This is a genomic window from Enterococcus larvae, from assembly GCF_017830045.1.
In the GTDB taxonomy this organism is placed as follows: Bacteria; Bacillota; Bacilli; order Lactobacillales; family Enterococcaceae; genus Enterococcus_L; species Enterococcus_L larvae.
Genome location: NZ_JAEDXU010000005.1, coordinates 213,892 through 240,456, shown reverse-complemented (window position 1 = coordinate 240,456; position 26,565 = coordinate 213,892). Strand labels below are relative to the sequence as shown.

At 40.5% G+C, this 26,565-nt stretch carries 26 protein-coding genes; 10 read left to right on the top strand and 16 right to left on the bottom strand.

Translation table 11 applies throughout. The features are described 5' to 3' along the window. Positions 1-304: 304 nt before the first annotated feature. From I6N96_RS11645 to fni, 6 genes are read left to right on the top strand one after another with little or no spacing between them, the layout of a single operon-like run. Positions 305-529 (top strand): hypothetical protein, encoded by a 225-nt coding sequence (locus tag I6N96_RS11645; protein WP_209557707.1) that lies wholly within the window; start codon positions 305-307, stop codon positions 527-529. 2 nt (positions 530-531) lie between these two features. After that, entirely contained in the window at positions 532-1,887 is a 1,356-nt protein-coding gene (locus I6N96_RS11640; RefSeq protein ID WP_209557706.1) for a tripartite tricarboxylate transporter permease, read from the top strand. 18 nt (positions 1,888-1,905) lie between these two features. Next, positions 1,906-2,847 (top strand): mevalonate kinase, encoded by a 942-nt coding sequence (gene mvk / locus I6N96_RS11635; protein ID WP_209557705.1) that lies wholly within the window; start codon positions 1,906-1,908, stop codon positions 2,845-2,847. Continuing rightward, positions 2,844-3,845 carry a diphosphomevalonate decarboxylase gene (gene mvaD / locus I6N96_RS11630; RefSeq protein WP_209557704.1) on the top strand — a complete coding sequence of 334 codons (1,002 nt, stop codon included), beginning with the start codon at positions 2,844-2,846 and terminating at the stop codon, positions 3,843-3,845. The genes mvk and mvaD overlap by 4 nt, the downstream gene beginning before the upstream one ends. After that, positions 3,838-4,935, top strand: coding sequence for a phosphomevalonate kinase (locus tag I6N96_RS11625; protein ID WP_209557703.1), 1,098 nt, complete (start codon positions 3,838-3,840; stop codon positions 4,933-4,935). Before mvaD ends, I6N96_RS11625 begins: the two co-directional genes overlap by 8 nt. Further along, positions 4,919-5,965, top strand: a complete 1,047-nt coding sequence (gene fni / locus I6N96_RS11620; RefSeq protein ID WP_209557759.1) for a type 2 isopentenyl-diphosphate Delta-isomerase — start codon at positions 4,919-4,921, stop codon at positions 5,963-5,965. Before I6N96_RS11625 ends, fni begins: the two co-directional genes overlap by 17 nt. A gap of 204 nt (positions 5,966-6,169) precedes the next feature. Here the strand turns inward: fni and I6N96_RS11615 are convergent, their stop codons facing one another. Beyond that, positions 6,170-7,618 carry a glycoside hydrolase family 1 protein gene (locus I6N96_RS11615; protein ID WP_209557702.1) on the bottom strand — a complete coding sequence of 483 codons (1,449 nt, stop codon included), beginning with the start codon at positions 7,616-7,618 and terminating at the stop codon, positions 6,170-6,172. 176 nt (positions 7,619-7,794) lie between these two features. Here I6N96_RS11615 and I6N96_RS11610 point away from each other — a divergent pair, with 176 nt between their 5' ends. Further along, on the top strand, positions 7,795-8,589 hold the full coding sequence (locus I6N96_RS11610; protein WP_209557701.1) for a MurR/RpiR family transcriptional regulator: 795 nt from the start codon (positions 7,795-7,797) through the stop codon (positions 8,587-8,589). A 77-nt stretch (positions 8,590-8,666) separates the two neighbouring features. Here the strand turns inward: I6N96_RS11610 and I6N96_RS11605 are convergent, their stop codons facing one another. The 11 genes from I6N96_RS11605 to I6N96_RS11555 all read right to left on the bottom strand — a co-directional run bounded on the left by I6N96_RS11605 (position 8,667) and on the right by I6N96_RS11555 (position 20,035). Next, complete coding sequence (locus I6N96_RS11605; protein ID WP_209557700.1) at positions 8,667-9,119, bottom strand: GNAT family N-acetyltransferase; 453 nt, start codon at positions 9,117-9,119, stop codon at positions 8,667-8,669. Between the two features lie 19 nt (positions 9,120-9,138). Beyond that, the gene (locus tag I6N96_RS11600) at positions 9,139-9,663 is read right to left on the bottom strand and encodes a GNAT family N-acetyltransferase (RefSeq protein ID WP_209557699.1); all 525 of its coding nucleotides are present in this window, start codon (positions 9,661-9,663) and stop codon (positions 9,139-9,141) included. Between the two features lie 19 nt (positions 9,664-9,682). Further along, a complete protein-coding gene (locus I6N96_RS11595) occupies positions 9,683-10,858 on the bottom strand; it encodes an RtcB family protein (protein WP_209557698.1) in 1,176 nt (391 codons plus the stop codon). Between the two features lie 569 nt (positions 10,859-11,427). Continuing rightward, positions 11,428-12,321, bottom strand: a complete 894-nt coding sequence (locus I6N96_RS11590; RefSeq protein ID WP_245186940.1) for a DUF6544 family protein — start codon at positions 12,319-12,321, stop codon at positions 11,428-11,430. After that, complete coding sequence (locus tag I6N96_RS11585) at positions 12,311-12,766, bottom strand: MarR family winged helix-turn-helix transcriptional regulator (protein ID WP_209557697.1); 456 nt, start codon at positions 12,764-12,766, stop codon at positions 12,311-12,313. The genes I6N96_RS11590 and I6N96_RS11585 overlap by 11 nt, the downstream gene beginning before the upstream one ends. Before the next feature lie 153 nt (positions 12,767-12,919). After that, positions 12,920-15,517, bottom strand: a complete 2,598-nt coding sequence (gene adhE, locus I6N96_RS11580; RefSeq protein ID WP_209557696.1) for a bifunctional acetaldehyde-CoA/alcohol dehydrogenase — start codon at positions 15,515-15,517, stop codon at positions 12,920-12,922. 282 nt (positions 15,518-15,799) lie between these two features. Next, positions 15,800-16,216 carry a GNAT family N-acetyltransferase gene (locus I6N96_RS11575; protein WP_245186939.1) on the bottom strand — a complete coding sequence of 139 codons (417 nt, stop codon included), beginning with the start codon at positions 16,214-16,216 and terminating at the stop codon, positions 15,800-15,802. A 113-nt stretch (positions 16,217-16,329) separates the two neighbouring features. Beyond that, positions 16,330-16,584, bottom strand: a complete 255-nt coding sequence (locus I6N96_RS11570) for a post-transcriptional regulator (protein ID WP_347339084.1) — start codon at positions 16,582-16,584, stop codon at positions 16,330-16,332. Positions 16,585-16,796: 212 nt separating this feature from the next. Further along, positions 16,797-17,177: a preprotein translocase subunit YajC gene (yajC, locus tag I6N96_RS11565; RefSeq protein WP_209557695.1), complete on the bottom strand. Its 381-nt coding sequence runs from the start codon at positions 17,175-17,177 to the stop codon at positions 16,797-16,799. A 182-nt stretch (positions 17,178-17,359) separates the two neighbouring features. Then, positions 17,360-18,505 carry a tRNA guanosine(34) transglycosylase Tgt gene (gene tgt / locus I6N96_RS11560; RefSeq protein WP_209557694.1) on the bottom strand — a complete coding sequence of 382 codons (1,146 nt, stop codon included), beginning with the start codon at positions 18,503-18,505 and terminating at the stop codon, positions 17,360-17,362. Positions 18,506-18,946: 441 nt separating this feature from the next. Next, on the bottom strand, positions 18,947-20,035 hold the full coding sequence (locus tag I6N96_RS11555) for an iron-containing alcohol dehydrogenase family protein (protein WP_209557693.1): 1,089 nt from the start codon (positions 20,033-20,035) through the stop codon (positions 18,947-18,949). Positions 20,036-20,211: 176 nt separating this feature from the next. Between I6N96_RS11555 and I6N96_RS11550 the strand changes: the two genes are divergently transcribed. The 3 genes from I6N96_RS11550 to I6N96_RS11540 all read left to right on the top strand — a co-directional run bounded on the left by I6N96_RS11550 (position 20,212) and on the right by I6N96_RS11540 (position 23,765). Further along, positions 20,212-21,675, top strand: a complete 1,464-nt coding sequence (locus I6N96_RS11550; protein ID WP_209557692.1) for an ABC transporter substrate-binding protein/permease — start codon at positions 20,212-20,214, stop codon at positions 21,673-21,675. Further along, positions 21,668-22,390 (top strand): amino acid ABC transporter ATP-binding protein, encoded by a 723-nt coding sequence (locus tag I6N96_RS11545; RefSeq protein ID WP_209557691.1) that lies wholly within the window; start codon positions 21,668-21,670, stop codon positions 22,388-22,390. Before I6N96_RS11550 ends, I6N96_RS11545 begins: the two co-directional genes overlap by 8 nt. 223 nt (positions 22,391-22,613) lie before the next feature. Continuing rightward, positions 22,614-23,765 carry a pyridoxal phosphate-dependent aminotransferase gene (locus I6N96_RS11540; RefSeq protein WP_209557690.1) on the top strand — a complete coding sequence of 384 codons (1,152 nt, stop codon included), beginning with the start codon at positions 22,614-22,616 and terminating at the stop codon, positions 23,763-23,765. A gap of 185 nt (positions 23,766-23,950) precedes the next feature. Here I6N96_RS11540 and I6N96_RS11535 read toward each other — a convergent pair whose 3' ends face one another. Genes I6N96_RS11535 through I6N96_RS11520 form a run of 4 tightly spaced genes read right to left on the bottom strand, consistent with a single transcriptional unit; the run spans position 23,951 to position 26,558 of the window. Next, the gene (locus I6N96_RS11535) at positions 23,951-24,553 is read right to left on the bottom strand and encodes a hypothetical protein (protein ID WP_209557689.1); all 603 of its coding nucleotides are present in this window, start codon (positions 24,551-24,553) and stop codon (positions 23,951-23,953) included. A 4-nt stretch (positions 24,554-24,557) separates the two neighbouring features. Next, positions 24,558-25,616, bottom strand: coding sequence for a hypothetical protein (locus I6N96_RS11530; RefSeq protein ID WP_209557688.1), 1,059 nt, complete (start codon positions 25,614-25,616; stop codon positions 24,558-24,560). Further along, a complete protein-coding gene (locus tag I6N96_RS11525; protein ID WP_209557687.1) occupies positions 25,616-25,942 on the bottom strand; it encodes a hypothetical protein in 327 nt (108 codons plus the stop codon). Before I6N96_RS11525 ends, I6N96_RS11530 begins: the two co-directional genes overlap by 1 nt. Next, on the bottom strand, positions 25,935-26,558 hold the full coding sequence (locus I6N96_RS11520) for a DUF5081 family protein (protein WP_209557686.1): 624 nt from the start codon (positions 26,556-26,558) through the stop codon (positions 25,935-25,937). The genes I6N96_RS11525 and I6N96_RS11520 overlap by 8 nt, the downstream gene beginning before the upstream one ends. Positions 26,559-26,565: the final 7 nt, after the last annotated feature.

Sequence of the window (26,565 nt, the reverse complement as noted above, 5' to 3'; positions counted from 1 at the left end):
GAAGGTTCAACTTGTGAAATCATAAAAAATTGCAGGCTGATGCTAAGGTATTGAGTCTGCATTCTTTTTTGTTCACTGGATATAGGTTGTGTTGACTATCATAATAAATGATGTCCCAAAGCTCCTCCCTGCTTCAAGGATTGCAGCAGGCCGAGAACCGTGAATGTAAAAGCGATTTTCTCGGAAATATGTCAAATACTCACAAAAATATAGGAAGCTATTTTTGGAGCAATCGATGTGTTTTTAGGAGTTGTGCGGTTCTATCACAACCTTTTCTGTTTCACAAATCGAAAGGAGAAAAAAATTGAAGAAAGAATTTATTGAGATCTGGGGAGATCTCGTTATGATCAAGGATTTGATCCTTGCAATTGTTTTATGCAGTGTTTTTACTATGGGAGGCTTTTTCCTTGCACCAGCCTCTGATCAGACAAAACAGCTCTTTTTTGGTCTTGGCGGAGCGGTTTTAGGGTTTTTGATCACTACTTTTATCATCAAACCGAAACGTACAGTGATTGAGGAGGAGGAATAATCATGGATATTTCTTTACTTCTGCAAATGCTGTTGGCAATTTTCGGCGCTATTGTTCTTTATACATTCATCGGCTTTGTTCCCGGCACAGATGAAACATCCGTATTGATGCCTGTCACATTGGCGTTAGTTCTTTCAGGTGTTAAACCGATTGTTGTTTTGACCTTCTTTATCGCAGCAATTATTACACTGAACTTGATGAATGCTATCCCGACAGCACTCGTTGGCTTACCAGGCGGAGTGATGTCTACTCCTATGATCGAGCATGCCCTTTTTCTAAAGGAAAAAGGGTTGGCAGCTACCAGTATCAAGAAAATGGCGACTGGCTCCATCATTGGAACCGTGATTGCGATCCCTGTCAGTCTTCTGCTGGCAAATATTCTAGCGCCATTTTCTGAGTCTGTTAAGGCTTACGCCTCTTTGCTTTTTGTGTTCGGGGCAATTTTTCTGGCGCTGATTGGGAAAAACAAATTATTCGCACTACTCAGCATCATTCCCTTAGCTCTTCTTTTTCAAGGATTGCGTTATTTATATTGGGGGATTGGGGCAGTTCCTCAGGAAAAAAATGTTACGACTTCCTTCTTTTTAGGAATCACCATAGGACCATTGATTGTTTCTTTATTAGGTCTTTTGAATAAGCAAAAGCGGGACCAGCTTCCTCGACATGCGAAAAAGAAAATTACTATAAAAAGAGTCAACGAAGAGGGCAGCTTGAAGCACCCTTTAAAAACTGTAACAAAAAAAGAAGCTGGAACCAGTGCACTCGTTTCTCTGTTGTCCAATTTTCTCTTTTTCCTCAGCCCAGTTGGACTAACGATTCTTTTTGGAGAGATTGCAGCGAATAAAGAAAAAGATCCTGTGAAAAAAGCCAGCATGGCCATCACTTCAATGAGTGCGTTGTCTCATGCAACATATCTTTCCGGTGTGATCATTCCATTGATTGCTTTAGGGATTCCACTATCACCTGTGGCAGTCGGTCCGGCAAATGCTCTATTTAATGCACCACCTGTATTTACGTTGGATAATAATATCCATCATCTGCTTTCACGAAATGAATTTATCTTTTCTATTTTATTAGCGGCAGTGATTGCTTCTATTGTTACTTACTTTATTGCCATGAAATACGCACAGCAGATGACTGCTTTTGTATTGAAAAAGATCCCTCATGAAGCGATCTTAGGACTATTCATTGGCTTTATTCTTCTGCTTGCCTATATGGATGCAGGTCTTATCAATATTTTCGGCGTCCTACTTGTTGGGATCGTCTGCGGCACGCTGAACAATATGGGGGTCAACTACGGCGTTCAGTTCATGATCCTTTATGCTGCACCATGGATCGCCACTCACTTATTATTTTAATGTAAAAGGATGTATCAAATGAAAAACAATAACTCAGGGATCGGCACTGCCACAGGTAAAATTATCCTGATGGGTGAACACGCTGTTGTTTACGGAGAACCAGCCATTGCTTTTCCCTTTCACGCTGCTGCTGTGACGACGATTGCGGAACCAGCTGAGGAAATGCTGCTGGATTGTGCGTATTTCTCAGGCAGTCTGTCAAAAGCACCTAAGCAGCTTCATAATATAAAAGAAAGTATTATTCAAACATTGGCATTTTTAAATAGGGAGGATTTCTTCTCCTTTACAATCACAAGTACGATTCCACCGGAAAGAGGTATGGGGTCAAGTGCAGCTGTTGCTGTTTCTGTGATCCGCAGTATTTTTGATTATTATGACTACTCAGCGACAGATGAAGAGCTCGCTGTACTGGTCAATCAGGCGGAAAAAATTGCTCATGGAAATCCTAGTGGTATCGATGCTGCTGCAACAAGCGGTAGTCAGCCTATCTTTTTTGTAAAAGGACAGGAACTTAGTCTTTTCCCTATGGATTTGAAAAACACTTGGCTGATTGTAGCTGATACTGGAATCAAGGGACAGACACGAGAAGCGGTTAAAGATGTCGCTCATCTATTTGAAACAGATAGAATGACTGTCGGCAAAAAAATCGAAGCTCTGGGAGAACTTACTCAACGCAGTAAGCAAGCAATTATGGCAAATGATGCACCACAGCTTGGAACAGCAATGGATCAGGCACAACTGATACTGGCTGAGCTAACGGTCAGTCATCCGATGATCGAGCATCTAGTCGAAGCAGCAAAGAGACAAGGGGCACTTGGCGCAAAATTGACCGGTGGCGGTCGTGGTGGTTGTGTGATTGCATTAGCAGACTCACAAGCATCTGCTGAAAAGATTGCTGACGCCTTTACGGAAGTCGGCGCAGTAAATACATGGATTCAATCATTGGAGGCACAATCATGAACATTGGAAAGGCACGGGCCTATACAAATATTGCTTTAATCAAATACTGGGGCAAAAAGGATGATCGATTGATCCTACCAATGAACAACAGCCTTTCTTTGACCTTGGATGCTTTTTATACTGAAACCAGTGTTCAGTTCACACCTGAGCTTCCAACTGATCGCTTTTATTTAGATGGTCAATTGCAAGATGACGCTCAGACTAAAAAAATCAGCAGCTTTCTTGATATTGTACGACATAAGTATGATGTTCCTCTTTTCGCTGAAGTAACCAGCAAGAATTTTGTACCTACAGCGGCTGGATTAGCTTCTTCCGCCAGTGGATTAGCTGCATTAGCAGGGGCCTGTAATGCAGCATTGGATCTATCCCTTACACCTGAAGAGTTATCTAGATTGGCACGAAGAGGCTCTGGTTCAGCTTGTCGTAGTATTTTCGGCGGCTTTGCAGAGTGGCAAAAGGGGGATTCAGATGACACCTCCTACGCCGTTCAAGTTTCTTCCGATTCATGGGAGGATGAGCTGGCAATGCTGTTTGTTCTGGTGGATGATGCGCAAAAGGATGTATCCAGCAGAGACGGCATGAAACGAACAGTCGAAACCTCTGTCTTTTATCAAGGCTGGCTGACAGCTGCAGCTGAAGATCTGATAACAGCCAAACAAGCAATCAAAGAAAAGAACTTCGTATCCTTAGGGGAAACTGCTGAAGCTAACGCGCTTCGCATGCATGCAACTACACTCGGTGCAATGCCGCCATTTACCTACTGGTCTCCAGATAGTCTGAAAGCGATGAATCTCGTTCGTGCTTGCCGTGCAGAAGGGATCTCCTGTTACTTCACGATGGATGCGGGACCCAATGTCAAGGTCTTAGTACAGAAAAAAAATCAGGCGAGATTGTTGGCGCAGTTCACTGAACAGTTCAGTGAAAACCAACTGGTCATGGCAAGTGCCGGACCAGGTATAGAGATTTTAAATTCGGAAAGGTCGTTGACACATGATTGAGATTTCAGCACCCGGAAAGCTGTTTATTTCAGGTGAGTACGCTGTCGTTGAGCCAGGACATCCTGCCGTGATTGTTGCTGTTGATCAATTTGTAACAGTTACTCTTGAAAAAGCACAGGACGAGGGCAGTATCCAATCAGAGCAGTACCGCTCGATTCCTGTACGCTGGACCAGAAAAAACAATGAACTAGTTTTAGATATTCGAGAAAATCCATTTCACTATATCCTGGCAGCGATCCACCTGACCGAAAAATATGCACAGGAGCAGGATGCACCCCTTTCCTTCTATCATTTGAAAGTAACCAGTGAGCTTGATAATGCAAGCGGGCGAAAATATGGATTGGGATCAAGCGGAGCGGTAACCGTCGCCACTGTGAAAGCTCTGAATGCCTTCTATCAGTTAGGCTTAGACAATGAAAAAATCTTCAAGCTGTCGGCTTTGGCCCATTTAGCCGTACAGGGAAACGGCTCCTGTGGAGATATTGCAGCCAGCTGTTATGGCGGTTGGATTGCTTTTTCCACCTTTGATCATCAATGGGTCAGAAAACAATCGGAAGAACAGACACTCCACGAACTGCTCATCAGTGACTGGCCTGATTTGATGATTGAGTCACTGGCTGTACCGAAGCATCTCAGATTGTTGATTGGCTGGACAGGGAGTCCAGCATCAACCTCTGATCTAGTGGATCAAGTTCATCGTTCTAAAGGGGATAAGGAATTATCTTACCAAACCTTTCTGGATAAAAGCAGAGAATGTGTGACGCAAATGATTCAAGGCTTTAAGAGCAACGACATCGACACCATTCAGGCTGCATTGAGAGAAAATCGTCAACTACTGCTTCAACTGACTGATTTGACTGGCGTGGTCATTGAAACCCCAGCCCTTAAGAAGCTTTGTGATCTGGCTGAACAATTTGGCGGGGCTGCAAAGTCATCTGGTGCCGGAGGCGGTGATTGCGGTATCGTACTGTTCAAACAAAAATCAGGAATTTTGCCATTAGTCAGCGCTTGGGAAAAACAAGAGCTCACACCATTACCGCTGCATGTCTATTTTTATGGAGGTCAAGAACATGATGAACCGAAAGGATGAACACCTTTCTTTAGCAAAAGCTTTTCACAGGGAACGAGAAAATGATTTTGATCACATTCGTTTTGTCCACCATTCATTGCCTGAAATTGATTTGGACATGGCGGATATCTCTACTGCTTTTTTGGGATTTTCTTTTCCTCAGCCGTTTTATATCAATGCCATGACTGGCGGTAGTGAAAAAACAAAAGAAGTCAATCGCCAGTTGGGAATCATTGCAAGAGAAACCGGCGTCATGATTGCCACTGGCTCCGTTAGTGCAGCAGTGAAGAATCCAGATACAGCTGATTCTTTTTCTGTTGTGCGCAAAGAAAATCCAAATGGCGTGATTTTCGCAAATATCGGAGCTGGTGCTTCTTTAAAGGATGCTGAAGCAGCGGTCAGGCTAGTCGAAGCAGATGGATTGCAGATCCATCTCAATGCACCGCAAGAGCTTGTTATGCCGGAAGGCGATCGAAATTTCAGCAGCTGGCTGGAATCGATTGAAGAAATCACTAGCAGACTTAAGGTACCTGTGATCGTTAAGGAAGTTGGTTTTGGTATGAGTAGTGAAACGATCGATCAGCTCTATCAGACAGGAGTAACAGCGGTTGATATCAGCGGGCAAGGTGGTACAAGCTTCACTCAAATCGAAAATGCCCGTCGTAAAAAGCGAGAGCTGGACTTTCTAAGTGATTGGGGACAATCAACCGTACTTTCACTAGTAGAGTCCTCCAATCATCAAAAGGATATGACCATACTGTCCTCCGGTGGAATCCGGAATTCACTGGACATCATCAAGTGCCTAAGCCTAGGTGCAAAAAGCGTTGGTATAGCCGGCACTCTCTTGAATGAATTACTCACTCATGGGCTTGATGCCGCAATTGAGTTGACCAGACAGTGGGAAGAAGAACTCCAAATGCTTTATACGCTTCTCGGAAAAAGAAAAACTTCTGATTTACTGACAACTGACCTCATTTTCGACCGCTCGATTATCGACTGGTGTGAGAGCCGAGGAATTGCTTGGCAGCATTATGCTCAACGAAATAACTAAGAATTATAGAACTTTACTGATAAAAAAGAGGCCGAAACAGAAGTGTTTAGCTACAAGCACCAGGTAGGTACTTTTCAGCATCTGCTCTGCTTACTTTGTAAGCAATGGCTTACTGTCGTAGGAGCTGCTTCTGACTCGCCGTTTATTCGGATTTAGGGTATGAAAAAGAGTGGAACAGATTATTGTCCCACTCTCTTTTAATCGTTAAGCTAAATCTGCCCCATTACTGGCAATAACCTTTTTATACCAGTCAAAGGAATCTTTTTTCGACCGATCCAGCGTTCCGTTGCCTTCATCGTCCAAATCGACATAGATGAAACCGTAACGTTTAGACATTTCACTAGTGCTTGCACTGACAAGATCAATACAGCCCCATGGTGTGTAACCCATCAATTCAACGCCCTCATCAATTGCAGTTTCCATTTCTTTGATGTGGTCACGAAGATAATCAATTCGATAGGCATCATGGATACTGCCGTCAGCTTCAACAACATCCTTCGCACCTAACCCATTTTCCACAATATACAACGGGATTTGGTAACGGTCATACAGTTTATGCAATGTCACACGTAGACCAACAGGGTCGATCTGCCAACCCCAGTCACTAGCTTTCAGATATGGATTTTTCTTCGATCCTAAAAGATTTCCGCCAACCTGATCGCTATCCTTCTCATGCGTAGCGATACTACTCATATAATAGCTGAAGGACATATAATCAACAGTACCTTCTTTAAGAAGTGCATCATCGTCGGCCTCTTTTTTGATTACAATATTATTGTCGCGGAAGAATTTATTCATGTAGCTTGGATAGTAGCCACGGATTTGGACATCTGAATAAAACAGATTTGTATGGTCACTGTAAATACTCTCCATCACATCCATTGGGTTGCAAGTATCTGGATAAGCTTCCATTCTTGCCAGCATACAACCGATTTTAGCATCAGGAATGATTTCATGACACGCTTTGACAGCTAATGCGCTTGCGATAAACTGATGATGAGCAGCTTGGAATTGTGCTTGAAGCAGGTTCTCCGTTTTATCTGCTAAGATACCGCCACTTAAGTACCCTGTCATTCCAATGATATTGATTTCATTGAATGTCAGCCAGTATTTCACTTTCCCTTTATATCGTTCAAAAAGCACACGTGCGTACTTCTCAAACGCTGCCACAGTTTTACGACTTTCCCAGCCATTTTGTTCAAAAGCCAACTCTAACGGAAACTCATAATGAGAAATCGTTACTAACGGTTCAATGTCATACTTCAACAGTTCGTCAAACACCTTGTCATAAAAAGCCAAGCCTGCTTCATTCGGCTCACTTTCATTCCCTTTTGGAAAAATACGAGGCCATGAAATCGACAATCTGAATGTCTTAAAGCCCATTTCTGCAAACAAAGCAATATCCTCTTTATACCGATGATAGAAATCAATACCGTGACGTTTTGGATAAACCCCTTCTTTGTCCTCCATCGCCGCTTTGACATCTGCTGTCGTCATTGGTTTTGTGATGGCATGGATATCTGTTCCGTTCTCTTTGATATAGCGTGCTGTGTCGGCTGTCGACCAGCCTTTACCGTCTTCTAAAAAGGCTCCTTCAAACTGATTGGCCGCAGTTGCTCCGCCCCATAAAAAATCTTTTGGAAATCCGCTCATTCCATTCATCCTTTCTTTTCCATCAAAATCTAGTGTATAATTGAAGCACTTAATCCCTATTATCTTATCACAGGAATAACCAATTCTATTTTCCTGTTTTTATCGCTATTTTCATCTTTTACGACCATTTTCACATTAATGAAAATGAAGTCTATTGATTGGAGTGCTCATTGGTTATGTTCGATATTTTTGATTTTTTAACTTACTTGAATACACATGGAAAAGAAACAACCTATTCCAAGATCATTCTTTTTCTGCTGACTCATCCGGAAGAAGTTCCTTCCTTAACGATTTCAGAAATTGCTGAAAAATGTTACGTCTCTCCAGCTACTCTAACTCGTTTTAGTCGCCATTTTCGTTTTGCTTCCTTTGCAGATTTACGGGATGCGCTGCAGCAGCTTGATGGCATCACCCCTTACAGCGGCCTACGAATGAATGAAAAGGACTTTCGATTGCTTCAAAAAGATCCCAAGGCTTACTTGACTAGTTACAGCGAAGAGATCACAGCATCGATCCATGATGTTCTAAAAACAATTGATATCGAGGAAATCGATCAACTTCTCCATAAAATCCATGTCGCTTCTGAAGTCGTTTTGATTGGTTACAGCTCAACACTTGAACTGGCAAAAGAAGTACAATCTGCTTTTCTCTCCAGCAGGAAAATCCTCTATATAGGTGAAACAGAGCAGCTGCAAAAAGAGCTGATCGATCAGTTGGACAAGAATGCCTTGATCATCGTCATTTCTTCATATGGGACATTACTGACAAAGAATCATGAGCTGACGCGCAAGATTAGTCAAAGTCCCGCTGACTCTATCTTTATCACACAAAATACGAAGAACACACTGACCAATCAATTTACTCAAACGATTCGGGTCACAAAAGAAAATTATGTACAAATCGGTACTTATCCACTGACCTTCTTCTTCGATTATTTTACCCGCAGATATGTTAGTCTGTTTGAAAAATAACTCTGTAAAAGTACAAAAAAGGTAAGCAGACACGAGTGTCCAGCTTACCTTTTTTCTATTCTTTCTGCGTGTTTGGCTTACAACGAACGAAGTAAAACTATCTCTCCCTCGTCATCCTTTTCTCCATTTTCTTTAAAGCCAAGTTTATGATACACAGCTAAAGCGGTTGAGTTTTGCTCATGACAAGATAGCCCTATACTTGTCCCTTTACCAAAAGGCTCAGACTTGAAATACTCAATGACCTTTGCCAATCCTGCAGCTCCATATCCCTTTCCCTGCTCGTTCCTATCAACTAGCATATGCCAGATGCAGTACATCCCATCTGACGGATCATAAATCGTCGATACATAACCTACAATTTTCTCTCCATCATAAATGCCAAATGGTCGACAATAGTCTTGATTTACATAAGCATAAGCCAGACTTTTTGCTACAGGCGCTACAAAATGCTGCTGCTCCTCCAACACCTCTAACGATAGACAGACATCGATATTTTCTGTAGTTACTGGTTTTAAATAGATAGTGTTCATCCTCGCATCAATCCTCTTTTCACTTTTCATTCAATACACGGTCCCAGTCACTGCCTACTTCTTCAAATCCCAAGCCTTGATAAATCTTTCTCGCTGGAAGATTCTCTTCTATCACGACTAGATAGGCAGCTTCATACTCCTGTGCCAATGACTGCATCACTTGATTCATGATCTTTGTTGATAGCTTTTGCCCTCGTGCTGCCGGACTTACCGATACGTAGATGATCAGCGGTATTTCCCGAAAAAAGCTGACTAGTACACAGCCTAGGAACTCTTCCTTATTTTCTTCTAAAAGAGCAAAGGAGTGCTTCCCAAGAAATTTACCATATTTTCCAGCAATCATTTCTGTCACTTCCTGCTCCATTTCTTCCGGTGTTTCGCCCAGATCATCGATTGATCCGTGAAAAGCCTCCCATAACAGCTGTGCCAGCTTTTGCTGCTGGACAGCTGTCATATTCTCCAGACTCATCAACTCTCCTTGCAGTTCTCTATAGAACTGTTTTTCTGAAGCCAATATTTTCTTCATAATGATTTTCTGTCTCAAAATATTTCCTCCTCCATCATCAGCCTTTAAAATTGTATAGAGGTTTAATGATTTCTTGTACTTCAACAGCAGGCTTAATGTCTTCCAGCAGCTGTTTTACCGGCTTGTAAGCCTTTGGTGCCTCATCTACAGTTTTCTTTGAAACTGAAGTTGTCCAGATATTTTTCATGACATGCTGGTAGCTTTCCAAGCTGATCTGCTTCTTTGCTTCGGAACGACTCATTTGTCGACCAGCACCATGAGGACCAGAATAATTCCATTCCGGATTTCCTTTGCCGATTCCAAGTATACTGCCATCCTTCATATTCAACGGTATGATCAGCTGTTGATTCTTCTGAGCTGAAACAGCACCTTTTCTCAGAATCCCCTGCTCCATGTCGATATAGTTATGAGGACAATCAAAGCTGTCAACAATGGATTTCTTCCACTTCATTCCCTTTAAAATGATCTCCCCCATCAGACGGCGATTTTCAGCCGCATAGGCTTGAGCGGTCTTCATATCTGACAAATAATGCGTCATTGCCTCTTCTGTTAGATAAGACAGCTCATACGGCATCTTGATTTCTTCTCGTTCCTGCTCTAGTTCCGCTGCTCGCTTCAAATCATTTTTCTTCTCGGCATGTTTTCTTTCAAGCTTCAGCTCTTTTCGTCTGTCTGATAAAGCTTGATAAGCCACTTCCTGATGGTATTCTGCAATTTCTTTTCCAAGAACACGACTACCACTATGAATCACTAAATAATAGCCATCCTCTCCTTCATTGACTTCAATGAAATGATTGCCGCCTCCAAGTGTCCCCAAGCTTCTAAGTGCCCAGCCCTTATGGATCGGTGCATATATAGTTCCCAGTTCAAAGTCCGCAGCTGCTTTGCTGTGGGTTTGGCTGCCATTTGGGATTCTTGTACGAATGATTCGATCCAATTTATCGAAATTCAACTTGATATTTTTTTTCATTTTTATAACGTACAAGCCGCAGCCGATATCTACGCCAACTAAATTTGGGACGATTTTATCACCGATCGTCATAGTTGTTCCAATCACGCAGCCAGTACCGCTATGGGTGTCCGGCATGATTCGGATTTTGCTTTCTTTTGTAAAGGATTGATTACATAAGCCGATGATTTGGCCAATCGTTCCTTCGCCTATTAAATCTGTATAAACTGCTGCTTCGTTATATTTTCCTTGTAATGTTAACATTCTGTTTCCTCTTTCAGCGACTGCGATATTCTATCTCTTATCACAGCATTATTTTTTGAAGTAGAGGACAGATATTAAAAATAATTCTGACCTATACTTTTGTATCACTTATTAATTCTTTTCTTGTTCCAATCATTGGTAACACCTCCGTTGATAATAGATACGTCTTTCTTCCTATCCGACAATTTTTCAGAAAAAAACGCAAAAAGACCCGCTGATCTTGAAAAATGATCCGCGGGTCCTTCTATCTGAACACAGATAAAATCTATACTGTAGAGAGCACATGAAAATCTTTTCCGCACCAAGCAACAGCATTGCCGAATATACAATCATTCTTCATTTTTCCACTGATATGTTTTGTTTGGTTCATCATAATCATGCCTCTCCTTTCTCTAATGAGTTAACATTTGTTTTTTTTGAATCAATCAAAAATAACAAATGTGCTGTAAAGTAATTTACTTTGTCATGTTACCATGACGCTTTATCGATTGTCAAACAGTTATTTGACCATTAAACCAAAGTCTACTCAAACTCTCAGTTCTCTAGAAGGCTAAAAAATGTCTAAAGCGTCAGATACTCTCTTCATCTACTGAATATACAACCTCGATCCGGTCACTTTCAAAATAAGTGTATGCTCCTTCAGATGTTACCCAGTTGACCGTCACATGACCAGGCTGATAAAAATCATCTTGCTGTTGGTACTGCTCATAGGTGACAAACCACGGAACTAGCTTACTCCCCTTGCCGTTATCATCCATATAACGATCCTCTGTATCAAAACGAATGACATTCCCCTCCTCATCAAAAGTGAATCGTCCTTTTGCAGACACCTGCTTCCAAGAGATCTGCCCCTCTACAGTCCGGTCATCAATAACTTTCCATGAAACAAATTCTTGTAAAAATAGGCTCGGCATAAATACAGCATCCGCCAGTGCTGTAATCAGCTGTCCTTGATCCATTTCTGCACCTGTCGAACGAAATAGCGGAATCTGTTTTGCAAGCACGCCAGTCATCGATCCTATACCGTCAATGGTACTATCCTTTGCCTGAATCGGCAGACCAAACATCCGCCCTGTTAAAAATGCATGACGATCCGGTCGACTAACAAAATTAACCTGTTGAAAATCGATTTTCATTGGATCTTTTCCCTGAGCCATCCGGAACTCTGTATCGTGAAAATGAATCAACATGTTTCTCATCTGCGGTTGACCTAAGTAACCACCGTTTTCAATATGTTTCTGTAACAGTGCAGGCAATTCTTTTATGCTGTCCTTCGTAAAGGTTTCAGATTGATTCTGAGTTCCTGCTGCTTTAAATGAAACCCTGATATCCTCTTGATATTGCCTCCAGAGCTTCCCGCCAGGAAGCGCCAAATAGATAACTATCAGCCCTACAGCTGTGACGACCATCCCAATCCATAGCATACCATTCCACCTCGATTTCTTTCGTTGTTTATTTTTCATCTGTCTGCAGCTCCATTTGTTCGATATTTTTCTGCAATTGGAGGATTCCCTTGTATAATTCCGTCATCATTTGACTATCTACCCCTTGAAACACGGATTGCAGAAATGCTTCTTCCTTTGCTTCACGTTCAGCAAAATAAGTATTGCAGTAGTCAGTGATAGAAACCACAACAGCTCGCCGATCCTTCGGGTGTTTTGTAAGTGATAAAAAGCCTTGTTTTTCCAAAATCAGCGCCATTTTCTTAATGTTTTGATGAGAGCTGCCAATGATTTCAGCCGCTTCGCTGATTGTTAATGACTGCCCTTCACTTTTAGAAAGCACAGCCAGCAGCATCCACTGTTTGATTGTCACATAGTCCTCAAGCTTATCTCCTAATTTCTGCATCCTATTTGCCAGTGCAAAAATACTGGCAAATATATATTCTCTTTCAGGAATGTTGTTCATTTTTTCTTTCCTCCTTCACAAACATAACTAGCTACCTAATTATATAACCAGTTACCTTTCTTGTCAATATAGTGAAGTGATCATGGATACCATACTCCAAACATACAAAAAGCACACTTGGAAATAATTCCAAGTGTGCTTTGAATTGCAGGATTACCCGTTATAAGCATCAATGATGATTTGTTTCAATTCACTGATTAAAGGTTCTTTAGGGTTAGCAGTTGTACATTGGTCTTCGTAAGCCAATTCAGCCATACGATCAACCGTAGAGTCTAATGTTTCTTTAGTAACGCCTTGCGCTTTCAAGCTCATATCGATTCCTACTGCTGTACCTAAGTCAGCAACAGCCTTCACTAAAGCATCTACTAATTCCGCTGTGTTTTTACCTTTCAGACCTAAGAATTTCGCAATGTCAGCGTAATCTGTGTCTGCACGGAAGTAGTCATATTTAGGGAACATTGCATGTTTTGAAGGATCTTTAGCATTGTAACGGATGATATGAGGCAATAGGATTGCGTTCGTACGTCCGTGAGGAATACCATATTCTCCACCAATTTTATGCGCTACTGAGTGACAAATTCCCAAGAATGCATTCGCGAATGCCATACCAGCCATTGTTGAAGCGTTATGCATTTTTTCACGAGATTCCATATCAGGCGTTTTCACTGATTTTTCAAGGTAGTCAAACGTAATTTTGATTGCTTGTAAGCTCAATCCGCGAGTGTAGTCAGATGCCATTACAGATACATAAGACTCGATCGCATGTGTCAATACGTCCATACCAGTATCAGCTGTTACTGATGCAGGGACTGACATAACGAATTGAGGGTCAACGATTGCTACATCTGGTGTCAGAGCGTAATCAGCCAATGGATACTTCACGTGCGTATCGCTATCAGTGATAACGGCAAATGGTGTTACTTCTGAACCAGTACCTGAAGTTGTAGGGATACATACAAACTGAGTTTTCTCAGGCTTGTCGATCTTGTACGTACGTTTACGGATATCCAGGAATTTTTGTTTTGCGCCGAAGAATGAAGTATCTGGGTGTTCATAGAACATCCACATGCCCTTCGCAGCATCCATTGCAGATCCCCCACCTAAAGCGATGATCGTATCCGGCTTGAAGTCTGCCATTACTTTTGTTCCAGCGTAAACAGTATTTGTAGATGGGTTAGGTTCCACATCAGAGAATACTTCGATTTTTACATCATTTTTACGTTTTTGCAATTCTTTACGAACTGTATCAGCGTAACCGAATTGAACCATTCCTGGGTCACAAACGATCATTACACGTTCAACATTTTCCATTTTTTGCAGGTACTGTAATGAGTTCTTTTCAAAGAAAATTTTTGGTGGTAATTTAAACCATTGCATATTATTTCTCCGTTTCGCTACAGTTTTGATGTTGATCAAGTTGATTGCAGATACGTTTTTAGATACAGAGTTCTTACCGTAAGAACCACAACCTAATGTCAATGAAGGAATCATTTCGTTGTAGATATTACCGATACCGCCTTCTGCTGATGGTGAGTTAACCAACACACGACAAGCTTTCATGCGGATACCGAATTTGATTTGCAGATCTTCATCTTCTGTATGGATAACAGCAGTATGTCCTAATCCGCCTAATTCAAGCATTGCTTCACATAGATCAAATGCATGAGCTGAATCTTTTGCTTTCATCATCGCTAATACTGGAGACAGTTTTTCACGTGATAGTGGATATTCAGGTCCGGCACCTTCAAGTTCAGCAACCAGGATTTTTGTTCCAGCAGGTACTTTGATACCAGCTAATTTTGCGATATGTTCAGCAGAGTAACCTACGATTGCAGGGTTTACTGCATATTTGCCTTCGTTCATTACAGCATCTTCAAGTTTTTGTAATTCGTTTGGTTTTACAAAGTATACTTGATGCGCTTCGAATTCAGCTTTTACAGCTGCATATACGTCTTTGTCTACGATAACTGCTTGCTCAGAAGCACAAATCATACCGTTATCGAAAGATTTAGAAACGATCAAATCGTTTACTGCACGCTTGATTTTAGCAGATTTTTCAATGTAAGCAGGTACGTTACCGGCACCAACACCTAAAGCTGGTTTACCAGTTGAGTAAGCTGATTTAACCATTCCAGGACCACCAGTTGCCAATACGATCGCAACGCCTGGGTGATTCATCAACATAGATGTTGCATCGATTGATGGCTGTTCGATCCATTGAACACAGTTTTCAGGAGCGCCTGCTGCAATCGCTGCATCACGAACGATACGAGCTGCTTCAGCAGAACATTTTTGAGCACTTGGATGGAAGGCAAAAACGATTGGGTTACCAGTTTTCAAAGCGATCATTGCTTTAAAAATAGTTGTTGATGTTGGGTTTGTTGTTGGTGTAACACCACAAACAACACCAACCGGTCCAGCGATTTCAATCAAACCTGTTTGCTCATCATTGCTGATTACGCCAACTGTTTTGTTGTGTTTGATACTGTTCCAGATATATTCAGAAGCGTACATGTTCTTGATTGCTTTATCTTCAACGATTCCACGACCAGTTTCCTCAACTGCCATTTTAGCAAGAGGCATATGCTGATCTAAAGCAGCCATTGCCATTTCATGAACGATGTGGTCAACTTTTTCTTGATCGAAGCTTTCCATTTCTTTTAAAGCAACGTTCGCTTTGGCAGCCAGCTCATCGATCATTGTTTGAACGTCAAGAGCTTTTGTTTCTTCTTTTTTCTTCGTTTTTGCCATTGTAATCCTCCTAAAAAATTTATCATTAAATTTGTTTGTTAACTATTTCACATTCACATCATACAACATTCTGGTTTTCTTGTAAATAGTTTTTTGTGATTTTTTTCACAGTTTATAAAAATTTATTATTTCAAGCGTTTTCAATCGATAAACATTCATACAGTAACAAAAAAAGACTGCCCTTTCATTTTGAAGTCAGTCTTAGTTTTATTTTTTATTAGTTATCCTATTAATTTAATAACATGCTTTATTTTGTTCACTATTCCACAATGTAGGCATTCTTCAACCTCGTTTATAAAACATTCCTGTAGATGCCGGCAATGTTTCTTCAAAACCAAATTGGCGATATAGTTCTTTTGCTGTACCATCTGCTATCAGACTGACATAGGCTCTATCGGGGATTTCCTGTTCAATATACATATTTAGTGCACTCATGATTTTCTTCCCTAACCCCTGACCTTGATATATTGGGTCAACAGCGATATCCACAACTTGAAAGGCAGTTCCGCCATCTCCAATAATTCTTCCCATGCCGATCAATTCATTTCCATCATTCCATAAAGTCACACAGCAACAGCTATTTTGAAGAGCTGTTGCTATTGCTTCCGGATTTCTTGGTGACAGTCCGGCTTTTATACGCAGCTCTTGAAAGGCTTCCGGAGATGGTTGCTGATGAGTTAACATGATTTTTTCTGTCATTTTCTTCTCCTCCTTATAGTAAAAGACAGCACTCAAAAATGTCTGCCATTTTCCGAGTACCGCCTATGTTGGATTTTCCTCCATCCAAGGATTTCTATTCTTAGAACTTTTATCTAAAGAAGATCTTTAATATCCGTCCAATCCCTCAACTGGAATGGGCTAGTCTGAGCGACCAGCTGCTGATAATCAAAGAAATCATTAGGTTCAATATGTAAAATGTCACTTTTGCATTCCTTAATCGATAATCGTTGTCGATTTTTCCAGCGGTATAAAAGTAAGTAATCCAACAATTCCGTCTCGCTTACTCCTTGATAGCCGTTTTCTTGAAAGGAGCGGCATTTCAGCTTTATTTCTTTCGATAAAAGCACCTTTTGATGCCAAGATAGCTTTTGAATCTTGATCCCCTCCCTAACTTCACAATGAGAAACTATCAACGATAAAACAATGGATGCTAGGCTGCTGTCCAGCTGTTCACAGCAAAACAATCCAGCTTTAAGCTCTATTCCATTCGGACTTAAAGGCTGAGCTCCATCTCGGCAGCCCAGCCTTCGCAATTTCTCAATCGTAGTCGAATAGATGCCTATTCCTTCGTTTCATCTACAGAATCTGTTGATTCCTCAGGTTCAGCAATTGTTTCCTGTTTTTCCAGAATAACAGGCTCTTGCTCAACTGCATTCGTTTCTGTCTGTGTTGCTGTGGTACTTGGTTTTACAGTACGAATCGCATTTTGATCAAATTCCAGAAGGATTCCTTCGCAATCGATAAAGACTGTTTTGCTGACATTGTCCATTTCAGAAACAACACCATGCAAGCCTCCGATTGTTATTACCTTATCTCCGACTTTCATACTATTTAAAAGTGACTGACGTTCCTTTTGCTGTTTCTTTTGAGAACGTGACATCCAGAACATCATTCCTCCTAAAAGGACCAATGTAAAAATCATTGTAAATCCGCCGCCCATTTTTTTCACCTCACCATTTAATCTTTATTGAATGCGACTAAATGAATGACATCGAAAATGATTTCTATTACCTGTATCAAGGATAATAGACATTTTTCCATGCAATAAACTATTTAGTGCGATTCATATAGTGTTAACTGTAACAAAAATTGCATTAGAACACTAGCGTTTTACTATATTTTTTAGAAACTTTTCGCATTTTCTTTGTTAAAGCCGTACTCTTCGAAAAAGGCTTGTCTGAATTCCAAAAGCTGATCATCCATGATTGCCTGACGTACTTGCTTCATTAGATTCAGCAAGAAGTACAGGTTATGATATGACGTCAGTCGAATCCCAAAGGTTTCGTCACACTTGATCAAGTGACGGATATATGCTCTTGTATAATTTTTACAAGTATAGCAGTCACATTTTTCATCTAACGGTCTGAAGTCACGAGCATACTGTGCGTTCTTCACAACCAATCTTCCTTGAGATGTCATGCATGTTCCATTGCGGGCAATTCGTGTTGGCAGCACGCAGTCAAACATATCAACACCACGTATCACACCATCAATCAACGAATCAGCAGTTCCTACGCCCATCAAGTAACGCGGTTTGTGTTCAGGTATCAGAGGTGTAGTAAATTCTAGTACTCGATTCATTTCCTCTTTCGGTTCTCCTACAGAAAGACCACCGATAGAATATCCTGGAAAATCCATGCTGATCAAATCCTTCGCGCTTTGACGACGAAGGTCTTCGAAACCGGCACCTTGAATAATTCCAAATAAACCTTGACGATCTGGATTTCTATGTGCCTTCAATCCTCTTTCAGCCCAACGAGAAGTTCTTTCAATCGAATCTTTCACGTAGTCATAGCTTTCATCAAATGGCGGACATTCATCAAAGCTCATCATGATATCTGAACCAAGCTTGTTTTGAATATCAATAGCCTTTTCAGGAGATAGGAACATCGGTGAACCGTTCAAATGATTCTTAAAGTGAACACCCTCTTCCGTGATATTACGCATATCACTTAAAGAAAAGACTTGGAAACCACCGGAATCAGTTAGGATCGGCTGATCCCAATTCATAAATTTATGTAGTCCACCAGCTTCCTCCACTAAATCTTCTCCAGGTCGAAGCCACAAATGGTATGTATTACTCAGGATCACTCCTGCTCCCATCTGCTTCAGCTCTTCCGGTGCCATTGTTTTAACTGTCGCAAGAGTTCCTACCGGCATGAACATTGGCGTTGGGAATGTTCCATGTGGTGTGATCAGTTCCCCAAGGCGGGCACCTGTATGTTTTTCTTTCTTTATTAAACGATAACGAATGGCTGGTTCTGTCATTCATTTCCCTACTTTCTCTTCAAAATTCGTCCTTTCCCATCATACTGTTTTTCCTGTCGCTTTGCAAGATTTCTATAAAATCATTGCTTTATTTAAGGTATATTTTATAAACACCTGCATGCTTCAAATCACAAGACTGCTTTTCAACAAAGAGCTGTGGATCAGCTGCCTTTTCTCCAAAAGCTCACCGGGATAAATGGTGATCCATCCCAAAAGTAGTTTTTTTGAAAAAGGCAATTGCGCACACTCAAAGCCTCTGCGAATTATTTGCTGATTTTTCAGCAGCCCTTTATTATAGAAAGGAACTGTTCTTTTCCTGATTGAATCACTTAATCCAGTAAAAATAAACAAGAAAAAAGCAGTGCTTGGAAAATTTTCTCAAATGGTCGTTTGACCCTTTAAGTGTTATCTTCCAATACACTGTTTTTTTGAAATGAGTAATTATTTTGCTGCCATATATGCTTCAAGAGCTTTCATGGCGTCTTTTACAACATCAGGTGTGATCGTTTCCTTCATATAATGAATGGTTTCATGAGGCTCCGCAGCTCGTTCTGCCACCGCTTGATATTCCAGTTCTGAAAGACGCATCTCCATCTCAGCCAATGAAGCTGGTAAGTTGAGAGAACGATAGAAGGGTAGCAGCTTGTCTATTTCTGTCCATTTATCTTCAATCACCAACTGAACAAATACACCATAAGCAACCTTATTACCATGGAGCTGATTATGGCTCTCAGATAAGATCGTTAACGCATCATGAATCGAGTGTGCTCCAGCAGTTCGGCCGTAGTCATCGCCAAAACCGCCAACCATCCCGCCAAGCAGGATATTCGTTTCAATCACATTTAGAAATGCCTGATTAATCATACCGTCTTCCATTGCTTGAATGCCTTGTTCGCTGTCTCTAAGTAAAATCTCACGACACTGCCCGGCTGCAAAGGAAGCAACACCGATTTCTATTGGCTGAACTTCCAACTGAGAAATCATGGCATCCGCTTCGTACCATTTCGCTAAAGTATCACCGATTCCGGCAATCATTAAATCGATCGGTGAATGAAGCAACACTTCCGGTTCGATCAGAACCAAAGCGTTGCTGATCGGAAAAACATCGTAGCGATCCATGGAGCCGTCATCGTTGTATATAACGCTCAATGGTGTATAGGCGGCACAGGTTGCTGCTAATGTAGGTAAGATCAAAACAGGAACACCACAAGTATTGGCAACTGCTTTCCCTAAATCAGCTATTTTCCCGCCGCCGACAGCAACGATCCCTGTCAGCTTTTCACTTTTCACTAGAGCCGAAACAGTCTCTGCTTCACTATCTGTACACTCTCCATTATAGGTCATAAAACAGGTGTATATATCTTTCAACGCCGGGAAAAACGGCTTTGCCGCCTCCCATGAATACTTCCCGTGAAGAACTAATACACGGTCAATATGTCTGCGCTGCAGGTGCGTTTCCAACCCATCCCACGCGCCGATTCGACATTCATATTCCTGTGGTGCACCTCTGACGATCAATGACTGTTCCATACATTTCTACCCCTCAAATAATTTTTATTCAATACAGTTAATCTGTGATAATTTAGCCTTTTCCTTTTATACAAACTATGATATGATAAATCACATCGAAAAACAATAAATTTTTATACATTTACACTGTTTTATTAGAATATTTATTGCATAAAATTTCAAAAGGAGTTACGCAAATGAAAATCTTTAAAAAACTATCTGCTCTTATTTTATCTGCCTTATTAGTGCTTTTGGCACTGCTTCCTGTTCAGACTGCTTTAGCTGAAGAATCTGATCCGGTTTACGATAGAATCATCAAACGCGGAGAACTGATCGTTGGTCTTTCTGCCGACTATGCCCCCTACGAATTCCATACAGATATAGATGGTAAAGATACAATCGTAGGATTCGATGTATCGATTGCAGAAAAAATAGCTGAAGATCTGGGTGTAAAGCTAAAAATCGAAGAACTCGGTTTTGATGCTTTACTTGGGGCTCTAAAAACAGATAAGATCGATTTGATCATTTCCGGTATGGCCCCCACTGCTGAGCGCTTGAAGGAAGTTGATTTCTCCGATCCTTACATGAATGTACAGCAGCGTGTTATCGTTCGTAAAGAAGATCAAGACAAGTATCACTCAACCAGTGACTTCGAAGGCATCAAGGTTGGCGTGCAAAAACAAACAACACAAGAAGATTTAGCAAAGAATGAACTGATTGGTTCGATTCCTACCTCTCTTCAAAAAGTACCGGATATCGTTATGAACCTAAAAAATAAAAAGGTTGATGCCATCATTCTTGAAGGTCCGGTTGCTGAAGCCTATGTCGATCGAAATGATGATTTGGTTTTTGCTGATGTCTCTTTCATCGAAGGAGAAAAACAGACAGCGATCGCTATGGCAAAGAACACCCCTATTTTGATGGAAAGAGTAAATGCTTCTATTCAAACAATCAATGATGAAAAATTACTGGACGGCTACAAAAAAGAAGCCGCAGAATTGATGTTCGATGATAACGAAGGCTTCCTGCAAAAATACGGAAAATTCTATTTGAACGGTGCCGGCTACACGATTTTTCTTGCCTTTATCGGCGTGCTGTTCGGAACCATCTTTGGCGGTCTACTGGCTTTAATGAAGCTGTCAAAATCAAAAATCTTACGTGCACTAGCCATTATCTATATTGAATATGTTAGAGGAACACCGCTTTTGGTTCAAATCTTCATCGTTTACTTTGGTACTGGTGTTTTAGGTTTAGATCTTTCTAAGGTCGCTGCAGGCTGTATTGCTTTGACCTTAAACAGCGGCGCCTATGTTGCTGAAATCGTTCGTGCTGGTATCAATGCTGTGAATAAAGGACAGATGGAGGCTTCCCGTTCACTGGGAATGAGCCAATCTCAAGCAATGCGCTTTATTATTCTACCGCAGGCAATCAAGAATATCCTGCCGGCATTAGGAAACGAATTTGTCACAGTCATCAAGGAATCCTCTGTGGTTTCTGTGATTGGTGTATCCGAACTGATTTTCCAAGCAGGAAATGTGCAGGGAGCTAGCTTCAAGCCATTCCTTCCTTATCTAGTCGTATCATTGATCTACTTTGTACTGACATTTACGATTTCCCGTCTTTTGGGTGTTGCTGAAAGGAGAATGAGCACTAGTGATTAAAATTGAAAATTTGCATAAATCTTTTGATAAAAATGAAGTATTGAAGGGGATTGATTTGACCGTCAATGCTGGCGAAGTGGTTGTGATCATCGGCCCTTCTGGAAGCGGAAAGAGTACCTTCCTTCGCTGTTTGAATCTGTTGGAGCAGCCGACAGCTGGAAAAATCGAATTTGAAGGTAAAAATCTATTAGATAAAAACACCAATATCGATGAGCTTCGTCAAAAAATGGGGATGGTATTCCAAAGTTTTAACCTATTCCCTCATAAGACGGTGCTGGAAAACCTAACAATCAGCCCAATCAAAGTAAAGAAAGAAGATCAAAAACAAGCAGAAGCAAAAGCGCATGAACTGCTTGATCAGGTTGGACTTGAAGAAAAAAGCAGCAGTTATCCTTCTAGTTTATCAGGCGGACAACAGCAACGTGTGGCAATCGCACGTGCGCTTGCTATGAACCCTGATGTAATGCTCTTCGACGAACCAACCTCTGCATTAGATCCGGAAATGGTTGGGGAAGTATTATCCGTAATGAAAGCCTTAGCTGTCAAAGGAATGACGATGGTTGTCGTTACCCACGAAATGGGCTTTGCCCGTGAAGTTGCCGATCGAGTAATCTTTATGGACGCTGGAATCATTCAGGAAGAGGGCACTCCAGAAGAAATCTTCGGTCAACCAAAAAATCCGAGAACACAGGATTTCCTGAAAAAGGTGCTATAAATTTAAAAAGAAGCAACAGCCGTTCTTTCTGCTTTGAATGATAAGCAGAGGGGACGGCTTCAGTTTTAAAGGCAGAGTCGAAAAGAATGGCTTTGCATATTCAATCGAATGCTTTACTATATAAGAAGAAGATTTTTAGAAGACTGGGACATGTTCGAACTTTTCAACCACGTCTTAATAAAAATTACACTTTTATTGATGGATGAAGGAGATGTTTCTTTATATGGATATATCAAAAATTGCCAAACGACACCAACAGCCAGCCGAGAATATCTTGATGGATATTGCCACACTGGCAAAACAAATGTCTGATCTGATCGACCTTTCCATTGGCGATCCGGATTTGATTACAGATGAACGAATTATCGATGCCGCTTTTACGGATGTGAAAGCTGGTCATACAAAATATACTGCTTCCGGAGGAAGTGCTGAATTTTTAGAGGCTGTGATTCGTTTCTACAAAAAAGAATACGATCTTGCCTTTGATGTCTCTCAAATTCGAGCAACAGTTGGTGCGCTCCACGGTATGTATTTAGCACTACAGGTTATTCTTGATCCAGGCGACGAGGTCATCATTCATGAACCATATTTTTCTCCCTACAAAGATCAGGTTCTTTTTGCAGGCGGCGTACCTGTCTTTTTACCAACCTTTGAAGAGGATGAATTTCAAATCAATATTGATTTGTTAAAGGAAAAAATCACGGATAAAACAAAAGCTATCATCATCAATTCACCAAACAATCCAACTGGTGCCGTTTTCTCTGCAGATACGTTTAAAGCAATCGCTGAGCTTGCTATCGCTCATGATTTTTATATCCTGTCAGATGAAGTTTATGAAGCCTTTTGTTTCTATGATACATTCACACCGATGGCAGCCTTCGCTCCTGAGCATACAATCACCTTCGGCAGCTTTTCAAAAGCCTTTGCGATGACTGGCTGGAGAATCGGCTATATGATTGCGCCAGAGTATATCAACAATGCAGCTAAGCTCATCAACGAAAGCGTGACCTACTCTGCCCCGAGCCCTTCTCAACAGGCTGGCATCTTTGCTTTAGAGCATTCAGATTTTCTGATTCCTGAAGTCGTTTCTGTATTCAAGGAGCGCTTGGAATATGTAGAAAAGCGCGTAGCGGAAATTCCCTTTCTATCTATACTGCCAGTAAAAGGAACGATCTATGCCTTTATCAACATCGAAAAAACAGGTTTGGATTCTGTTGCCTTTACGGAAAAGCTGTTACAAGAGACGAAGGTACTTGTAATCCCAGGGAAAGCCTTTGGTGAAACAACGGGCAACCATCATGTACGACTAGCCGCTACACAAGATTTAGCGGAGCTTAAGGAAGCCTTTGATCGTATCGAAAAAATGACGTTTTAGAAATAGAAAACCTGCTTGAGATTGGATTGAACCATATCCAGTCTTAAGCAGGTTTTTTATAGATAGATTATTTGACATTCCCATTAACTAATAGATAATCCCTTCATGCTCCTTTTCATTGTATACGGAAATAGAAATGGCGGTGGCTGTTGTCTCTTCTTCATTAACTTTAAAAGTTATACTGCTTAATGCATTTTTCCATCGTCTTCTTTCTCACTAGATACTGAGAGAAAAATAGAGGATATCTCTGTTTCTGATTCTTTCGTTTCGAAAACAATATGAATATCATATTTTTGATACACCTTTGTTTTCGTACCTTCATATACAGATGGCGTTTCAACCTTTGTATAGTTATATTTACTCATAATATCTTCAACCAAAGTCACATCATCGGTTACTTTTATCTCAAGTACATTATAATCAGCTGAATATATCTCCAACTTAGTCATTCTATATTTGCCAGCATAAGTAAAATAATAACCATATAGCTGCCGATTATCAGCTGTAACTCCCTCTGGAACCATATCTCTTTCTTTTCCTTCTTCACTAACATTTTGTTGCTCATCTGCTTTCAGTGAAAAAAAATCCAAACCTAGGTAGCTGTGTGCTTTCAGTATTTCTATTTCTTGAATTGTTCTATTTTCTATTTTCTTCTGATTTGCTTCTCTTTTTGCCAATTCTTTATCTGCTTTTCTGATTTGATAATTGTTAAATAATAGGAATCCGCCTATAGATAGTAAAGAAGCTATAACTATTATTATAATCATTCTGATTTTTTTTCCTTTCATTAGTTTACTCCTTTAATTTAGTTCCTGACGGCTTTGCCAATGCAGCAAATGCCTTCGCATCCTCTTCCACCGGCTGATTATAATATTTATCATACCCCAACTTTGTATCTGATTTAATATAAGGCGCACCCCAATCGTCTATCACTGACTGCGGGGCGTTGTATTTATCAGGATCATTTTTTACTTCATCTTGATAAGCATGTCGAAGCTCATGAGTTGTAGTATCAATAATTTTATCGATTGAGTAATTCTTTATTGGGTTTTCTACAAATTTATCGTTTATTCCAGTTTCATGATTTCTTTCTGTCCAAAATAACCATTTTCTACTACCCCAGCTAGAATTATATCCATAATCCCCATCATTACCTTTGTAATAAACGAGATCATCAAAAATACTATTTCCATTTCCAAAAACAGAGCCAATTCTGTCAGCATATTCTTCAATTATTTTTTTTCGTTTCTCTGGAGACATATTTTCCCAATTTTTTCGAACTTCCGGTGTGAAAATCTCTTCTGCTATTTTTTTGCACTCATCTGCTTTGATAAATTCATCCTTCCAAAAACGAGCTTCTTGAATATCCTGATCCAGTGTATCGGATATTTTGTCTTGATCTAAATTTTTCGCTTTTTTCTCAAAATCAGCCCTTAACTCATCATCAACGATTGTCGAACTGATCAAATCCGTCAAAGAAGTATTCTTATCAAAGAAAAGAAACTGTTTACCAGTTGTGACTGTAATATCAGACGGGTTCAGCTCATAGGCTGCCTGAATCGTTTCAGATACTCCAGTTGAAAATGGATTGTCAATTAATTCAGCAATTTCATAATGTACACCATTACAAAAAGAAACTAGCGTTCGACGTTTTTCATTCAATTCTTCTAGCTGAGCCACCGTAACCGGCAACGATAATGAGCCAATGTCTCCCTGAGCTACGACTGCATCTACAGCACTTTGACATTCTGTTTGTGCCGTATATAAATTTTCTACTTCCCAACCTATATCTCGATATAAAACATTCGACCGATCCAACCAATTTTCATTTCTTGTCTTTATTTGCGGCATTACCGTCCACCTCCAGAGCTTGCTGTGGTGCTGAGTACATCACTTGGCTTCATAAGCATGTCATCCAACATAGCCATCGTTTCCTGCGTATGCGTTACAAACTGCTCTGTACAACTATAACATTTCTGTAAAAACTCTACATGTTCAATTATTTTGGAGACAGCATCATCTGAAAGTGCACTGCCGTGTCCTTTATAATTGTCGTTCAACTGGTTTCTCAACGTATTCAAGCTCTCAAGGATCGTTTCAGTTTCCGTGACACAGCTCTGGTATTTTCCGCTGATTTCATTCATCATCTCTATACTAAAATTTAGTTTATCAGTCATGTATCTTCACCCTTTCATTCAAAATTTGGATGAAGGTATCATAATTCTTTTTATACAGTATATGGTCAAGATAATCATATACATAGAATCCATCTTCCTTTTTAAAAAATAAAGTTTTTGCTTCATCATCCACTGATTTTGAATGGATCTTCAAACTCAGCTTTTTATCATAGCCCAGTCGTTCCAATTTTCTTTCCGAGCACCTTGTCTCAGTTTCTTCTATTTTTTCTGAAATGCTTTCGTCCTTCAAAAAGGTATACGCTTCCTGTAATTGCTGCAACCCCTTCGAAATATCTACTCGTTTGATCTCATAATTCTTATAAAATGGATTTTCAATAATCAAAATAGCTTCCTGATCATTGATGATTCCCATCGTTACTGTATCGATCTGAAAATAGCTCTTTGCATGTTTAAAATCCTGTAAGCGTTGTATCGTTCTAACACTACTATCTGCCAAACTAGAAGGGCTTTCCAAAAAACCTTTTTCAATCATTCGCTCCTTAATTGTATCAGCAACTAATTTTGAAATGTCCATCTCTGAAAATAGTGGTAAGGAAAAAACATTTTTTCCGTCGATCACACTATTTAAAATATACAGTTCATAGATATCATACATTTATATG

Bases quoted from the DNA above. Each gene is read 5' to 3' on its own strand.
- I6N96_RS11640 (WP_209557706.1), top strand. From the start codon at position 532: ATGGATATTTCTTTACTTCTGCAAATGCTGTTGGCAATTTTCGGCGCT.
- mvk (WP_209557705.1), top strand. From the start codon at position 1,906: ATGAAAAACAATAACTCAGGGATCGGCACTGCCACAGGTAAAATTATC.
- mvaD (WP_209557704.1), top strand. From the start codon at position 2,844: ATGAACATTGGAAAGGCACGGGCCTATACAAATATTGCTTTAATCAAA.
- I6N96_RS11625 (WP_209557703.1), top strand. From the start codon at position 3,838: ATGATTGAGATTTCAGCACCCGGAAAGCTGTTTATTTCAGGTGAGTAC.
- fni (WP_209557759.1), top strand. From the start codon at position 4,919: ATGAACCGAAAGGATGAACACCTTTCTTTAGCAAAAGCTTTTCACAGG.
- I6N96_RS11615 (WP_209557702.1), bottom strand. From the start codon at position 7,618: ATGAGCGGATTTCCAAAAGATTTTTTATGGGGCGGAGCAACTGCGGCC.
- I6N96_RS11610 (WP_209557701.1), top strand. From the start codon at position 7,795: ATGTTCGATATTTTTGATTTTTTAACTTACTTGAATACACATGGAAAA.
- I6N96_RS11605 (WP_209557700.1), bottom strand. From the start codon at position 9,119: ATGAACACTATCTATTTAAAACCAGTAACTACAGAAAATATCGATGTC.
- I6N96_RS11595 (WP_209557698.1), bottom strand. From the start codon at position 10,858: ATGTTAACATTACAAGGAAAATATAACGAAGCAGCAGTTTATACAGAT.
- I6N96_RS11590 (WP_245186940.1), bottom strand. From the start codon at position 12,321: ATGAAAAATAAACAACGAAAGAAATCGAGGTGGAATGGTATGCTATGG.
- I6N96_RS11585 (WP_209557697.1), bottom strand. From the start codon at position 12,766: ATGAACAACATTCCTGAAAGAGAATATATATTTGCCAGTATTTTTGCA.
- adhE (WP_209557696.1), bottom strand. From the start codon at position 15,517: ATGGCAAAAACGAAGAAAAAAGAAGAAACAAAAGCTCTTGACGTTCAA.
- I6N96_RS11575 (WP_245186939.1), bottom strand. From the start codon at position 16,216: ATGACAGAAAAAATCATGTTAACTCATCAGCAACCATCTCCGGAAGCC.
- yajC (WP_209557695.1), bottom strand. From the start codon at position 17,177: ATGGGCGGCGGATTTACAATGATTTTTACATTGGTCCTTTTAGGAGGA.
- tgt (WP_209557694.1), bottom strand. From the start codon at position 18,505: ATGACAGAACCAGCCATTCGTTATCGTTTAATAAAGAAAGAAAAACAT.
- I6N96_RS11555 (WP_209557693.1), bottom strand. From the start codon at position 20,035: ATGGAACAGTCATTGATCGTCAGAGGTGCACCACAGGAATATGAATGT.
- I6N96_RS11550 (WP_209557692.1), top strand. From the start codon at position 20,212: ATGAAAATCTTTAAAAAACTATCTGCTCTTATTTTATCTGCCTTATTA.
- I6N96_RS11540 (WP_209557690.1), top strand. From the start codon at position 22,614: ATGGATATATCAAAAATTGCCAAACGACACCAACAGCCAGCCGAGAAT.
- I6N96_RS11535 (WP_209557689.1), bottom strand. From the start codon at position 24,553: ATGAAAGGAAAAAAAATCAGAATGATTATAATAATAGTTATAGCTTCT.
- I6N96_RS11530 (WP_209557688.1), bottom strand. From the start codon at position 25,616: ATGCCGCAAATAAAGACAAGAAATGAAAATTGGTTGGATCGGTCGAAT.
- I6N96_RS11525 (WP_209557687.1), bottom strand. From the start codon at position 25,942: ATGACTGATAAACTAAATTTTAGTATAGAGATGATGAATGAAATCAGC.
- I6N96_RS11520 (WP_209557686.1), bottom strand. From the start codon at position 26,558: ATGTATGATATCTATGAACTGTATATTTTAAATAGTGTGATCGACGGA.